The organism is Nocardia canadensis, assembly GCF_032656385.1.
GTDB classification, from domain to species: Bacteria; Actinomycetota; Actinomycetes; order Mycobacteriales; family Mycobacteriaceae; genus Nocardia; species Nocardia canadensis.
Genome location: NZ_JAVCWB010000010.1, coordinates 639,690 through 653,691 on the forward strand (window position 1 = coordinate 639,690; position 14,002 = coordinate 653,691).

Annotated in this window: 14 protein-coding genes; 4 read left to right on the forward strand and 10 right to left on the reverse strand. The window is 70.3% G+C overall.

All coding sequences use genetic code 11. The features are described from left to right. Positions 1-54 precede the first annotated feature (54 nt). A complete protein-coding gene (locus tag Q7X29_RS26470; RefSeq protein WP_316575691.1) occupies positions 55-594 on the forward strand; it encodes a DUF1697 domain-containing protein in 540 nt (179 codons plus the stop codon). Here the strand turns inward: Q7X29_RS26470 and Q7X29_RS26475 are convergent. The 10 genes from Q7X29_RS26475 to ctaD all read right to left on the reverse strand — a co-directional run bounded on the left by Q7X29_RS26475 (position 591) and on the right by ctaD (position 10,304). Continuing rightward, positions 591-1,853, reverse strand: coding sequence for a THUMP-like domain-containing protein (locus tag Q7X29_RS26475; protein ID WP_316575692.1), 1,263 nt, complete (start codon positions 1,851-1,853; stop codon positions 591-593). The two genes, Q7X29_RS26470 and Q7X29_RS26475, sit on opposite strands and share 4 nt — an antisense overlap. Next, positions 1,854-2,831 carry a class I SAM-dependent methyltransferase gene (locus Q7X29_RS26480; protein ID WP_218719303.1) on the reverse strand — a complete coding sequence of 326 codons (978 nt, stop codon included), beginning with the start codon at positions 2,829-2,831 and terminating at the stop codon, positions 1,854-1,856. It abuts the gene before it with no gap. An 87-nt stretch (positions 2,832-2,918) separates the two neighbouring features. Further along, the gene (locus tag Q7X29_RS26485) at positions 2,919-3,695 is read right to left on the reverse strand and encodes an enoyl-CoA hydratase-related protein (RefSeq protein ID WP_316575693.1); all 777 of its coding nucleotides are present in this window, start codon (positions 3,693-3,695) and stop codon (positions 2,919-2,921) included. Positions 3,696-3,704: 9 nt separating this feature from the next. Further along, positions 3,705-4,511 carry an NUDIX hydrolase gene (locus tag Q7X29_RS26490; protein WP_316575694.1) on the reverse strand — a complete coding sequence of 269 codons (807 nt, stop codon included), beginning with the start codon at positions 4,509-4,511 and terminating at the stop codon, positions 3,705-3,707. A 190-nt stretch (positions 4,512-4,701) separates the two neighbouring features. Beyond that, positions 4,702-5,535, reverse strand: a complete 834-nt coding sequence (locus Q7X29_RS26495) for an ABC transporter ATP-binding protein (RefSeq protein WP_316575695.1) — start codon at positions 5,533-5,535, stop codon at positions 4,702-4,704. A gap of 18 nt (positions 5,536-5,553) precedes the next feature. After that, positions 5,554-5,712 (reverse strand): hypothetical protein, encoded by a 159-nt coding sequence (locus Q7X29_RS26500; protein WP_218719299.1) that lies wholly within the window; start codon positions 5,710-5,712, stop codon positions 5,554-5,556. A gap of 140 nt (positions 5,713-5,852) precedes the next feature. Beyond that, positions 5,853-6,635 (reverse strand): peptidyl-tRNA hydrolase, encoded by a 783-nt coding sequence (locus Q7X29_RS26505; protein WP_218719298.1) that lies wholly within the window; start codon positions 6,633-6,635, stop codon positions 5,853-5,855. A gap of 74 nt (positions 6,636-6,709) precedes the next feature. Further along, positions 6,710-7,135 carry a protease inhibitor I42 family protein gene (locus Q7X29_RS26510; RefSeq protein ID WP_218719297.1) on the reverse strand — a complete coding sequence of 142 codons (426 nt, stop codon included), beginning with the start codon at positions 7,133-7,135 and terminating at the stop codon, positions 6,710-6,712. An 82-nt stretch (positions 7,136-7,217) separates the two neighbouring features. Next, a complete protein-coding gene (gene serB / locus Q7X29_RS26515) occupies positions 7,218-8,456 on the reverse strand; it encodes a phosphoserine phosphatase SerB (protein ID WP_394358737.1) in 1,239 nt (412 codons plus the stop codon). A 105-nt stretch (positions 8,457-8,561) separates the two neighbouring features. Continuing rightward, a complete protein-coding gene (gene ctaD / locus Q7X29_RS26520) occupies positions 8,562-10,304 on the reverse strand; it encodes an aa3-type cytochrome oxidase subunit I (protein WP_218719296.1) in 1,743 nt (580 codons plus the stop codon). Between the two features lie 326 nt (positions 10,305-10,630). On the opposite strand from ctaD, the gene Q7X29_RS26525 reads away from it, so the two are divergent. From Q7X29_RS26525 to Q7X29_RS26535, 3 genes are all read left to right on the forward strand, one after another. Beyond that, positions 10,631-11,434 (forward strand): VOC family protein, encoded by an 804-nt coding sequence (locus tag Q7X29_RS26525; RefSeq protein ID WP_316575696.1) that lies wholly within the window; start codon positions 10,631-10,633, stop codon positions 11,432-11,434. Positions 11,435-11,533: 99 nt separating this feature from the next. Continuing rightward, positions 11,534-13,306, forward strand: coding sequence for an outer membrane protein assembly factor BamB family protein (locus Q7X29_RS26530; RefSeq protein ID WP_316575697.1), 1,773 nt, complete (start codon positions 11,534-11,536; stop codon positions 13,304-13,306). Positions 13,307-13,457: 151 nt separating this feature from the next. Continuing rightward, positions 13,458-13,880: an AMP-binding protein gene (locus tag Q7X29_RS26535; RefSeq protein ID WP_316575698.1), complete on the forward strand. Its 423-nt coding sequence runs from the start codon at positions 13,458-13,460 to the stop codon at positions 13,878-13,880. Positions 13,881-14,002 lie beyond the last annotated feature (122 nt).

Consider the following 14,002-nt stretch of genomic DNA (forward strand, 5'->3'; position numbering starts at 1 on the left):
CGTCGCGGCGCGCTGCGATGGTGCGTGTCGGTGGCGGTCGGTACGGTCGGCTCCGTGGAGAGCTATGCGGCGCTGCTGCGGGGGATCATGCCGACCAACCCGAACATGCGCAACGAGAAGTTGCGCGGGGTGCTGGAAGGGCTCGGGTTCGACAAGGTGGCCTCGGTGCTCACGAGCGGCAATCTGGTGTTCCGCACCGATGACGATCCCGCCGACCTCGAGGACCGCATCCAGGAGGCGCTGGCGGCCGAGCTCGGCATTCCCGGCGGCACCATCATCCGCAGCCATCGGGTGCTGCGCACGCTGCTCGATCGCGACCCGTTCGAGGGGCTCCCGCACGAGCGCGGCTCGTATCTGACGGTCACCTTCTTCAAGCACGAGATGCGCGAAGCGGACCTGTCCTCGTTCGACGACGATCCGCTGACCCGCGTCATCGGCTACGACCGCGACGCCCGCGCGTTCCTGACCGTCATCGACAACAGCACCGGCGCGACGCCGGACTTCATGGCCCGCTTGGAGAAGACCTACGGCAAGGACATCACCACCCGCACCTGGCTCACGGTGCAGCGAGTGGTGAAGAAGATCGAGGGCTAGGCCGCCGCGGCGACCGCGGTGCACACGAACACGACGCCCGCCCGGCCGATCCGGGTGACGACCAGGGTGTACGGAACCGAGCCGCGCGGCTTGAGCTTCTTGCGCAGCGCGTCGGGGTCGAGATCGATACCGCGGACCAGGATCTCGAGCGAGCCGCAGTCGCGCCGGGACAGCTCCTGCCGCAGGGTCTTCTCGCGCAGTTCGAACCGGTCCTCGATGCGGAAGCCGCGCAGGCCCGCCGGGACCGTGTCGCCGGTGAGGTAGGCGATCTGCGGATCGAGCTGCCAGAGACCGTGTTTCGCGGCGTAATGGCGGACCAGGCCCGCGCGCACGATCGCGCCGTCGGGGTCGACGATCCACTCACCGGGGGCGCGTTCGGGGATGTCGTCGGGGTCGGCGTCGGTGAGCGTGGTCGCGCCGCCCCAGGAATCGAGCACGGTGGCGCGCCGGGTGATGCCGGGTTCGGTCAGCCCGGGCGACCACAGGCAGGCCTCGCGGACCGCGCCGTCGAGGGAGACGATCTCGATCTCGCCGTCCCAGCCGAGGCGGTCGAAGTCCAGACCGGGCGCGGACTTCACCGCGATGTCGCGACCCGCGTACGCGGCCAGCAGGTCGGGCAGCGGAGGCTGGAGTTTCGCGGGGTCGTAGGTGCGCCTGCCGTCGGCTCGGCGCGCCGGGTCGGCGATGATCACGGTATCGCGGGTGGTCGGGGTGAGGGCGTCGGCTTTCGCCAACACGATGTTGCGCCGCCGTGTCGACGAGGTCTCGGGGGCGCCCGGCGCGGCGTCGGGGGCGGCGGGTGGTTCGGCGTCGACCGCGGTCGCGCGGAGCGACACGGCGCCGAGATTGTGGGCCGCCATCGCCAGCCGCACGTCGTCGAGATCGCTGCCGATCACCGCCGGGCACACGGCCGACAGCTCGGCCAGCTCGGCGCCGATCGAACAGGTGACGTCGTGCACGGCCCTACCGGCCAGCCGGGCCGCCCGGTGCCGAGCGACCAGCGCGGGTGTCGCCTGCTGCAACGCGTCGTCGGTGAACAGCCAGTCGGCGGCCGCGGGCAGCTTCACCGCGGCCTTGCGCCGCAACCGCACCGTCTCGATCAGCGCGGCGGCCTGCTCCGGAGACGAGCGACGCACCTGCTCGATATCGCGCAGGTGCGTCGCCGGAGTCAGCTCCAGCCGGTCGACCTCGGCGAGCGCGGCGGATCCCGCCGCGCTGCCCAGGAAGGCGACATCGTCGCGGCCGAAGCGGTACCCCACTTACTTCTTGGCCGCGCCCGGCTTCACGCCGGTGATCATCGCGTTGTAGAAGAACTCGCGCGGGACGACCTTGCGCAGCACGTTCTCGTCGAGCCAGCTCAGGCCCAGCCAGGCGCGGTACTGCGCCATGCGGTAGCCGACCGTCAGCTTCTCGTCGGGCACGGCGGCCTCGAAGGTGCGCACCGGCCAGCCCCAGAGGGCGGCGGCGAACTCCTCGGTGGTGGCCTTCACGTCGACGGCACCGGCCGATTTCGCCATCTTCTCGAGATCGCTCGGGTCGAAGGTGTGCAGGTCGACGACGGCCTCGAGCGCGGCGGCGCGCGAGGACTCGTCCAGCTCGGTCTGCGGACGGCGCCAGCCGGACAGGAACGGCAGCTTGGTGACCTCGGTGGTCACCTTCCAGGTGGCCTGGCCGAGCTTGCGGGCGTAGAGGTTGCCGATGGTGGTCGGCTCACCCGCGAAGACGAAACGGCCGCCCGGCTTGAGCACGCGCAGGCACTCCTTGAGCGCCAGCTCCACGTCCGGGATGTGGTGCAGCACGGCATGGCCGCAGACCAGGTCGAAGGTGTCGTCGTCGTACGGGATGGTCTCGGCGTCGGCGACGCGGCCGTCGACGTCCAGGCCCAGGTGCTCGGCGTTGCGCAGCGCGACCTTCACCATGCCGGGCGAGAGGTCGGTGACCGAACCCTTCTTCGCGATCCCGCCCTGCATCAGGTTCAGCAGGAAGAACCCCGTGCCGCAGCCGAGCTCGAGCGCCCGTTCGTAGGGCAGCGGGGCGGGGCCGACCGCGAGGTCGAACCGGCCGCGGGCATACGCGATACAGCGTTCGTCATAGGAGATCGACCACTTGTCGTCGTACGTCTCCGCTTCCCAGTCGTGATACAAGACCTGGGCGAGCTTGGTGTCCTTCAGCGCTGCTTCGACCTCGGCCTCGGTGGCGTGCGGGTTCGGCGCCGGGTCATCGGGGTGGACCGTCATAACCGCCAAGAGTAATAGGAGACCCTCAGCACGCAATGGGCGGTCTTGTTTCCGGCGGTTCCAACTGGTCGCATGACCGGTCTCAGCTCACCGTCCGGTGAAAACGGCGCTGTTCGGACCGTCCGCGGCGAAGGTCCGGGTGCCCGTGCGCGCGTCGTCGGTGTCGAACAACGCCGACCACTCGGTGACGGCGGCGGAGTGCCCGTGCGGGCCCGCTTCGAAGACCGCCTTGGCGGCGGCCAGGGCCCGCGGAGCGGCCGTGACGAACTGCTCGGCCCAGCGGCGCGCGGCCGCGAGGACATGGTCGGGCGCGACGACCTCGTCGACCAGACCGAGCGTCGCGGCCTCCTCGGCGTCGACGAAACGGCCGGTGTAGACGAGGTCCTTGGCGCGGCTCGCGCCGATCAGCAGCGACAGCTTGCGGATGCCGGCGAGCGGGATCAACCCGGCCTTGATCTGCGGGAGGCCGAGCTTGACGTTGTCGCCGATGATCCGGTGGTCGGCGCCCAGCGCGAGCTCGAGACCCGCGCCGAGGCAGTAGCCGGTGATCGCGGCGACGGTCGGCTGCGGCACCCGGGTGAGACAGCCCAGCGCCGCCTGCAGATCGGCCGCCATCGCGGCGGCCTGCCCGGCGTCGAGCTCGGCGAGCTCGGTCATCTCGTCGCCCGCGCTGAAGACCCGCTCGTCGCCGTAGACGATGAGCGCGGCCACGCCGGGGTGCCGGGCCACCGTTTCGGCCGCCGCGGCGACCTCACGGGCCAGCTGGGCGTCGACCAGGTTCAGCGGCGGACGATCGATGCGCAGCAGCGCGACGCCGCGCGCGGACGGGTCGGCGGGCAGCTCGAGGGTGACGAATTCGGCCATGCGGCCAACCTACCGGCCGCCCAGTGCGCCCAACTGCGGCAGCTCCGCGAAATACCGGCCGTTGTCGGGGAAGTCGGTCAACGGCGGCCCGCCGGCGGTGGGCGTGTAGTGCGGCATGATCGGCGTGATCGCCCGTTCGGCGGCCAGCACGGCCGCGGTATCGGCGAATTCGCGCAGACCGTCGAGCTGTGACCACGTGGGCGGCAGCAGGACGTGTTCGCCCGCCCGCCAGCTCGCCAGCGCATCCTGCGGGGTCGCCCAGACGACCTGGGCAGCCTCGGAGGTGGCGCCGTCGGCGATCTGGCCCTGCGGCAGCACGGCGACGAAGAACCGGGTGTCGTAGCGGCGGGGTTCGGCTTCGGGGGTGATCCAGTTCGACCACGGGCGCAGCAGATCCGCGCGCAGCACCAAGCCCTCGGCGGCGAGGAAGTCCGCGAGCGAGAGCTCCCGGCGCTCGAGCTTGCCGCGCGCCTCGCGATAGACCGCGGAGTCGTCGACGACGGTGTCGGCGGTCGGCCCGGCCAGCAGCACACCGCATTCCTCGAAGGTCTCCCGGACCGCGGCCGCGACCAGCGCCTGCGCGGCCTGCTCGGTCGTCGCGAACCGCTCGGCCCACCACGCGGGCGCGGGTCCGGCCCAGGCGATGTCGGCGGTGCCGTCGGCGGCGTCGACGCCACCGCCGGGGAACACCGTCATGCCGCCCGCGAAGGCCATCCCGCTGACGCGGCGCTGCAGGAACACCTCGATGCCCGCCGCGCCGTCGCGCACCAGCATCACCGTCGACGCGTCGCGTGCGGCTACCCCGGACTCACTCATACCGTTCCTCTCCACCACGTGGCCGACGGTCCGACGGCCGCGGTGGATCGGACGGCTCACCGGAGCCGACGCCGTTCCACCGCGGCCGTCGCATCGGCCTGTCTGCACCCTAACGCCCGCTTGGTTCGCTGGGGAAACAGTTCAGCCCGGACGGCCGCGGTGCGACGCGACGGTTCCCACTGAGTGGGCCTCAGGCGCGGCGGTGCTGACCCGCGCGCCGGGCCCGGCGGGCGAACCAGCGCCCGTCGACCCGGTCCAGCGCGATGGACTGGCTGAACGCGGCGCTGAGGTTGGCGGCGGTGAGCACGTCCTCGAGCAGTCCCTGCCCGACCACCTCGCCCTCCTTGAGCAGCAGGGCGTGGGTGAAGCCCGGCGGGATCTCCTCCACGTGGTGGGTCACCAGGACCATCGCGGGCGCGTCGGGATCGGCGGCCAGATTGCCCAGCCGCTCCACGAGTTCCTCGCGCCCACCCAGGTCCAGGCCCGCGGCCGGTTCGTCGAGCAGCAGCAGTTCCGGGTCGGTCATCAGGGCACGCGCGATCAGCACCCGCTTGCGCTCGCCCTCGGACAGGGTGCCGTAGGTGCGATCGGAAAGATGTTCGGCGCCCAGGGTTTCCAGCATGTCGACGGCACGTTCGGTATCGATGTCGTCGTAGCGTTCGCGCCACCGGCCCAGTACCGCGTACCCGGCCGACACCACCAGGTCGCTGACCTTCTCGTCGACGGGGATGCGGCTGGCCACCGCCGCCGAGGACAACCCGATGCGCGGCCGCAAATCGGTGACGTCGACGCGACCGAGGGTCTCCCCCAACAGGTTCGCGTCACCGGAGGTCGGATGGACCTCGGCGGCGGCCATTCTCAATAGCGAGGTCTTGCCGGCCCCGTTCGGGCCGAGCACCACCCAGCGTTCGTCGAGCTCGACCTGCCAGGTGACCGGACCTACGAGCGTTCGGCCCGAGCGGCGGATGGTCACGTCGGAGAAGTCGATGAGCAGATCGGGATCGGGTTGCGACACGCGCTCCATCTTGGCCCACGCGGCCCCTCAGCGGAACGACCGGCCCGTGTGGGATTCGTTGTTCCTGGTCGACGCGGAACCGCGGCGCCCGTCCGGCTCGTCACGCAGCATCCGGGCGGCGAGGAAGGACACCGGCACCGACAGCACCACCCACACGATCAGGATCACCACAATCGTCGTCACCATCGCGGAACCTCCCTACGCCCTCGATCCCCCAGCCGTCGGTTACGTATACCCCCGGGGTCCGCCGGATACACCGAGCCCGGGCGGCGGGTCGCGAAATCCGTCATCCGATCGACGAATTCGGTTCGCGCGTGTCGCGCCGATCAGGAGCGGGCGGGCACCGCGATCACGGTCATCGAGCCGGGAGCCACCTCGGTGAAACCGGCGTCGCGGACCGCCACGGCGCGGCCGGCGGCGACCTCGGCCACCAGCGTCGCCCACAGTCGCTCGTCGGCGTCGCGGACCGCGCACCGGAAGTCGCGCTGCGCCCAGGCCGCCGCGGCGCCCACCGGGAGTGCGCCGGCCAGCAGCATGCTCGCGTGGCCGACCTGGGCGGCGGCCTTGCCGACCGACATCTCCAGCGCCGCGTCGACCCACAGCACGGGCAGGTCGGGGTCCGGTGGGCCGGGCTCGTCGTGGTCGAGGTCGGTCCCGCCGATCTGGAGCTTGCGGATCCGCTGGTCGATCGCGCCCACCGGGCCGGGGACGAACGCGCGCGCCTGCGCGCCGTCGACCTCCACGGTCACCCCGTCGACCTCGCCCGCCGCGACCCACTGCGCGCCGCGCGCCCGCCGCGCCACCTTCCTGATCCTGGAGCGCTTCCACGCCAGATAGCGCGGCTCCCACTCCCCGCCCGGCCCGGAGCGCGGGTCCAGGCACACGGCCACCGCCGCGGCCGCCGCGGCTTCCAGCAGCGCGCTGCGCGCGGGTGGGTCGGCCTTGGGGATGTGCAGGACCATTTGCATGGCCTGGACCATGGCCGGGTCGTCGGGATCGCCGTTGCCGCCGTATCCCCGCGCCAATTCGGCGTGCCGGAGGGCGAATGCGGCCGCGTCGTCGCGGGCCTCCGCCTCGATCTCCACGCTGCTCAGTTCCCCGCTGCCCATGCCACAACACCCGATCCGATCGACGCCACTGCGGGTCAAGCCTAACGAGGCGGCCACCACGCCGTCCGTGGACGCTAGGCGACCCGCACGGTCAGGATGAACTCCGGCCCCGGCCCGATCGGCGGCTGACTGGCCGGACCGTAGACGAACTGAATGGTCGAGGTCCCCGGGCCGACCCCGCGGAACGGCCACACCGTGCTGGTGCCCTCCGACAGCGGCGGCTCCGGCGCCAGCACCCCGCGCTCGATGTTCACCGGCGTCCAGGACTCGGTGTCGTTCGGGTTCTGCGGCAGCCGGACCAGCAGCTGCTGACCCAGCCCGAGCGCGACCGTGCTCCCGCTGAACATCTGGTCGACCTCCACCGGTCCGGCCGCGGACTGCGCGGCCGTGGTCGGCAGGTCGATCGTCGTCGAGGACAGATCCCCGGTGTCGTCGCCGTCGTCACCGCACCCGGTGACCAGCATCGCCACCGCGCAGGCCGCGAACAGGATTTTCCGCATGGAACTCTCCCAACGCCGAAAGGACACCCTGCGCTGGAGGCTAACGTCGCGACCGGGTCGCACCGGTCGCGACGCGCCAGGGCTACCGGCCGAGCAGCGGAACCCGGCGCACGCCGCCGTCGCGGGCGTCGGCCGCCTCGACCTCGTCGCGGGTGACGCCGAGGATGAACAGCACCGCGTCCAGGTACGGATGCGACAGCGCCGTATCGGCCACCTCGCGCAGCGCGGGCTTGGCGTTGAACGCCACGCCCAGACCGGCCGCGTTGAGCATGTCGATGTCGTTGGCACCGTCACCGACGGCGACGGTCTGCTCCATCGGCACGCCCGCCTCGGCCGCGAACTTGCGCAGCGCGGTCGCCTTGAACGCCCGGTCGACGATCTCGCCGATCACCCGGCCGGTGAGCTTGCCGTCGACGATCTCGAGGGTGTTGGCCTGCACGAAATCCAGTTCCAGCTCGTGCGCCAGCGGCTCGATGACCTGCCGGAAACCACCGGAGACCACACCGCAGCGGAAACCGAGCCTGCGCAGCGTGCGAATGGTGGTGCGCGCGCCCGGGGTGAGCTCGATCCGGTCGGCGACCTCCTCGATCACCGATTCGTCGAGACCTTCGAGGGTGGCCACTCGCTGGCGCAGCGATTCGGCGAAGTCGAGTTCGCCGCGCATCGCGGCCTCGGTGACCTCGCGGACCTGCTCCTCGACGCCGGCGTGCGCGGCCAGCATCTCGATGACCTCGCCCTGGATCAGCGTGGAGTCCACGTCGAAGACGATGAGCCGCTTGGCGCGGCGCGCGAGCCCGGCTCGTTCCACCGCGATGTCGACCTGTTCGGCGACGGCGATGTCGGCCAGCGCGGTGCGCAGCCGCGAATCGGTGTCGGCACCGGAATCGATCGCCGAGACCATCAGTTCCATGCCGGTCACCGGGTAGTCGGCGATGCCGCGGATGGTGTCGATATTGGCGCCCAGGCCGGCCAGCAGCCGCGAGATCGCGCTGAAGGCGTGCGCGGTGACGGGCGCGCCGAGCACGACGACGGCGTGCGTCGACATCGGCGGCTTGCCGATCTGCGCGTCGACCGACACGTCGACCTGCATGCCGACGGTGTTCATGGCCTCTTCGAGCTCGTCCTGCAGTGCCTCGGGGTCGTTGGGGCACGAGACCAGCACACCGAGGGTGAGCCTGCCCCTGATGACCACCTGTTCCACGTCCAGCAGGCTCACCTGGTGGCGGGAGAGCGTCGCCAGCAGCACGGATGTGACGCCGGGTCGGTCGGGGCCGGTGACGGTCACGAGAACTGTGGTGTCGGCCAAGTCGATCTGCTCCATATCTGGGCCTTTCCTGGGAGAGCCGTCCTGGACAACTTCGTCAGGAAAAAGCGCATGCACCTGCTGGTCACCCAGCAGGTGCACACCCTGGTCTTCCGGTCTTTCCTACTTCTTGGCGAGCGCGCCTTCGCTGACGTGCGTCGCGTGCTTACCCGAGCCCCAGCCGACGTGCGCTTCGGCCTTCATGCGCTCGACCATGTGCGGGTAGTGCAGCTCGAACGCCGGACGCTCCGAACGGATGCGCGGCAGCTCGTAGAAGTTGTGCCGCGGCGGCGGGCAGGTGGTGGCCCACTCGAGCGAGTTGCCGTAGCCCCACGGGTCGTCCACCGTGACGACCTCGCCGTAGCGGTAGCTCTTGAAGGTGTTCCACACGAACGGCAGCATCGACGAGCCCAGGATGAAGGCACCGATGGTGGAGATCGTGTTCAGCGTGGTGAAGCCGTCGCTGGGCAGGTAGTCGGCGTAGCGACGCGGCATGCCCTCGGCGCCCAGCCAGTGCTGCACCAGGAAGGTGGTGTGGAAGCCGACGAAGGTGGTCCAGAAGTGCCACTTCGCCAGGCGCTCGTCCATCATGCGGCCGGTGATCTTCGGGAACCAGAAGTAGATACCGGCGAAGGTGGCGAACACGATGGTGCCGAAGAGCACGTAGTGGAAGTGCGCGACGACGAAGTACGAGTCGGTGACGTGGAAGTCCAGCGGCGGCGAGGCCAGGATGACACCCGACAGACCACCGAAGAGGAAGGTCACCAGGAAGCCGATCGACCACAGCATCGGTGATTCGAACGTCAGCTGACCGCGCCACATGGTGCCGATCCAGTTGAAGAACTTCACACCGGTCGGGACCGCGATGAGGAAGGTCATGAAGGAGAAGTACGGCAGCAGCACGGCGCCGGTGGCGTACATGTGGTGCGCCCACACCGCGATCGACAGCGCCGCGATACCCAGCGTCGCGTAGACCAGCGTGGTGTAACCGAAGATCGGCTTACGGCTGAAGACCGGGAAGATCTCGGAGACGATGCCGAAGAACGGCAGCGCGATGATGTAGACCTCGGGGTGGCCGAAGAACCAGAACAGGTGCTGGTAGAGCAGGATGCCGCCGGTGGCCGGGTCGTAGATGTGGCCGCCCAGGTGGCGGTCGTAGGCCAGACCGAACAGCGCCGCGGTCAGCAGCGGGAAGGCCAGCAGCACCAGGACCGAGGTCACCGCGATGTTCCAGGTGAAGATCGGCATGCGGAACATGGTCATGCCGGGCGCGCGCAGGCAGACCACGGTGGTGAGCATGTTGACGCCACCGAGGATGGTGCCCAGACCGGAGACGGCCAGGCCCAGGATCCACAGGTCGGTGCCGACACCGGGCGAGTGCAGGATGTCGGTCAGCGGCACGTACGCCGTCCAGCCGAAGTCCGCCGCGCCGCCGGGGGTCACGAAGCCCGCGGTCGCCATGGTGCCGCCGAACAGGTACAGCCAGTAGCTGAACGCGTTCAGTCGCGGGAAGGCGACGTCGGGGGCGCCGATCTGCAGCGGCAGGATGATGTTGGCGAAGCCGAACACGATCGCCGTCGCGTAGAACAGCAGCATGATCGTGCCGTGCATGGTGAACAGCTGGTTGAACTGCTCGGGCGACAGGAACTGCAGACCCGGGCGCGCCAGCTCGGCGCGCATGAGCAGCGCCATGAGACCGCCGACCAGGAAGAAGCTGATCGCCGTCACCAGGTACATGGTGCCGAGCACCTTGGGGTCGGTGGTGGTGACCGCCTTGTACAGGAACGAGCCCTTGGGCCCGGTCCGAGCAGGATACGGTCGAGTCGCTTCCAACTGAGGGACTGGCCTGGGCTCTACCGCAGTCACTGATCCTCCTGAAGATGCCTGTACGTCACTCGCAGGCCCTCCGTCCTCCGGTCAGAGGCAGACGACGGTCAGCATGCGTTGGTGTGAATCGTAAACCGTGCTGCCGCAGCATTCCGCGCGGGTCCTACTCTGTGTCGTATTCAGCGCGCCGTAGATGGCCGACCACGTGTCGGTCCGGCGCCGTTCTCGATCTTCCTCCGCAGGTCGGGCGGGTGCAACGGTTGTCGGCGATGACTTTTCGGAGGTCGCGGCGTCATGATCGATGACGGTGGGCGCGTCCTGCCACCGTCTCTGTCGAGCCAGTCCCCCGCAGCCGAGGAGTCGTCATGTCCAGTGCCCAGCAACCCGGTGATCCCACCTGGGTCGATCTCTACACCGCCGATCTCGACCGTGCCATCGCCTTCTACGGCGAGCTGTTCGGCTGGACCGCCGAACGCGGCGGCGAGGAATTCGGCGGCTACACCACCCTGCGCAAGGACGGCAAGGCCGTCGCGGGCGCGATGCCCCGGATCCCCGACGCCGGTGACCCCTACCCCGATCGCTGGACGGTCTACCTGGCCTCCGCCGACGCCGCGGCGACCACGGCGAAGGCGAGCGCCGCGGGCGGCAACATCTTCGTCGAGCCGATGGCGGTCGGCGACCTCGGCACGATGGCGGTGCTGGCCGATGTCGGCGGTGTCGGCGTCGGCGTCTGGCAGGCCGACGAGTTCCCCGGCTTCGAGGCGATCGGCGATGTCGCCGACGGTGTCTGGCGCAACCACGACGGCGTCCCGTCCTGGTTCGAGCTGATGACCCGCGCCTACGAGCAGTCGCTGACCTTCTACCGCGAGGTCTTCGGTTGGCGCGACACCTTCGCCGTGGCCGACACCCCCGAGTTCCGGTACACGACCATCCACGCGACCTCACCGATGCGCGGCGGCGTCATGGACGCCACCGGCCACCTCCCCGAGGGCATCCCCGGCGCGTGGACGGCCTACTTCGGCGCCGACGACGTCGACAAGACCGTCGAACTCGCCAAGACCCTCGGCGGCGTCGTCGTCTTCGAGCCGATGGACACCCCCTACGGCCGCCTGGCCGGTCTCACCGACCCCACCGGCGCCCACTTCAGCATCGGCGGCAACGCGCGCTGAGCGGTGTGGCGGCGCGTTTTCCGCGTCGCCACCACCGGCGCTAGTCTCGACTCGACACCCGGTGGGGCGGTGTCGATCGAGTCCTTATCCGGGGGGAACATGTCCGACGATCAGTCGACCGAGCGCGCACGTTCGTCGTGGCCGGTCCACGCGGGTGTGATCGGTGCCGTGCTGGTCGCCGGGGGTGTCGCGCTGGCGCTGTACAGCTGGTTCGTCGCCGCACCGATTCCGGTGCCGTTCGACAGCTACGCCGAGACCGGCGAGTTCCCCCGCCACCTCGTCCGGGCAACCCTGATCTTCGCGGGTGCGGTCGTGCTGATCGCGACGGTGGTGCTGATCCGTGGGCGCCGCGGTGATGAGCGGGCCGCGGGTGTCACGGCCGGTGGCGTGCTCGCCCTGCTGGCGGTGCTCATCGGAAGCATCGTGTTCGCGGTGACCGCGCACATCCCGTCGACCTATCAGCGGCTGACCGCGGAGTTCGTCGTCACGCCGCGGGTACCGGGCGCGATCGCGGCGCTGGCCCTCGTCGTCCTCGGTGCGGCGCTGATCTTCGTGCTCGTGGCGACGCCGACCGCCCCGATGCCCCGGCGGTCGGCGCTCGTCGTGGCCCTCGTCGTCGGCGTCGCGCCGGTGCTCGGCGCCGCCGGGGTCGCGGGCCGGCTGGGCGACGACAGTGCCTCGGTCGACCACGTCACCGCCGACCCCGGCCCGGAGACCGCGGTGCCCGCCGTGCTCGGGCCGGAGAGATTCCGATTCCGGCCCCCGGTCGGCGGCTCGAACGCGGACACTCGAATCGCCTTCACCGGAACGGGTTTCATCGTTTCGACCAGGGGCGGCATCACGGCCTACGATGGTGCGACGGGTTCCGAACGCTGGCACTACCGGCGCCTCGGTGTCGGCTCCGACAGCGTGGGGAACGTGCCGCCGAAGACCGTCGCGCTGCGCGGCGAGGACGTCGTGCTGACCTACTGGGAGCAGCGCGGCTGGCTGGCCTTCGACACCGACACCGGTGAACTCCGCTGGTCCGACGCGGACTTCACCCGAGACGGGGCCGTCAACCGCGCCGGGGATTTCACCCGCGACCGGGACGCCATCGTTCCCGGGCACCTGCTGGCCACCACCTCCGCCCGCGGGACGGTGACCCGGTACGACGCGAGGACCGGCCGCCACCTGTGGACCACTCCGGCCGAACCGCCCGGGTGCACCTCGACCGGGGAGCGCGTCGTCGCCACGATGACCGCGATCTACCGAGTCGCGACCTGCGGCGACGGCGACACGGCGACGGTGGCTGTCACCGTGTTCGATCCGCGGTCCGGGCAGGTGCGCGACCGGCGCGACTTTTCCGCGCCGCGCCAGGAGTCGCCCGGCTATGTCGAGGTCCGGGTGCTCGACAGCGGCTTCGTCTGGATCAGCTACGTCCGGGACGGCGCCGGCACCGCGCTCCTCCTGCCGCCGAACGCCCCGCTGACGTCGGCGATCGCCGCATCGAGCCGCACAAACGTCGACGTGCGCGCCGCGGACGACCACGCCCTGGTCAGCTCCGACCACCCGGACGGATATCGGCTGCCCAGGCGATGGGAAATCCTGTCGGCGGCCGACGGCGCATCCACCGAGCTCGACACGACCTCCGACGAGCGAGCGCAGTACGCCGAGGCGGCGGTGCTGCTCGCCGACCAGGTCGTCACGCTGACCTCCGACAACGGCTACCACCTACGCACCTGGGACCGGTCGACCGGTCGCGCGGGACCGATGCTGCCGCTCACCGTGGCGCCGGGGACCAGATCCCTGCGATTCACCACGGTCGCCGGTTCCCTGCTGCTGATCACGACCGATGCGAAGTACCGCGATATCGAGGTCATCGGCTTCGGCTGACGACCACCGGGTTCAACCACCTTGGGGTGGGAAACGCGCCCCCCTGGGAGGCCACCCCCCAACGCTGGGGTCGCTGTCGGAGACCCCGCCCGGCGACGACAGTAGAGGTGTACCGAAAAGCACCTCCTACCAGCGCCAAGGGGACACCACGATGAGCACGACGACCACCTCGATCGCCGACAACGTCATCCAGCTGCCGCGCAAGCAGGCCGGCCCGATCGCCACCGATGGACAGCTCGCCGACGCGGATCTGGATCGCTGGGCCAACCGGCTGGCGCGACTGCTGCTGGGCCGCGGCGTCACCGCGGGCGCCCGGATCGCGCTGGCGGTCGACGCCACGATCGAGGCGATCGTCGCCGAGGCGGCCGTGCGCAAGATCGGCGCGATCCCCGTCGCGGTCACCGACGACGAGTTCGTCTTCGGCGCCTACGCCGGCATCACCACCCGGGCCCGCAGGCCCGAACTGACCGACGTCGTCGATTGGCTGGTCCTCGACGATCGCTCGACCCTGCAGCGTTATCTGGTCAGCTCCGACGCGCCGCTGTCGACGGCCGATCTGCGCGCTGTCTCCTGAACCCATTCCGGTCTGGTCCTCGCAGGTCCAGAATGGATCGAGAGCGCAGTACGCAGCGGCGGGTACTACCTACCAGGTAATCGCCCGCCGGTCGGGGACACATGGTGAATACCGAGCTCCAG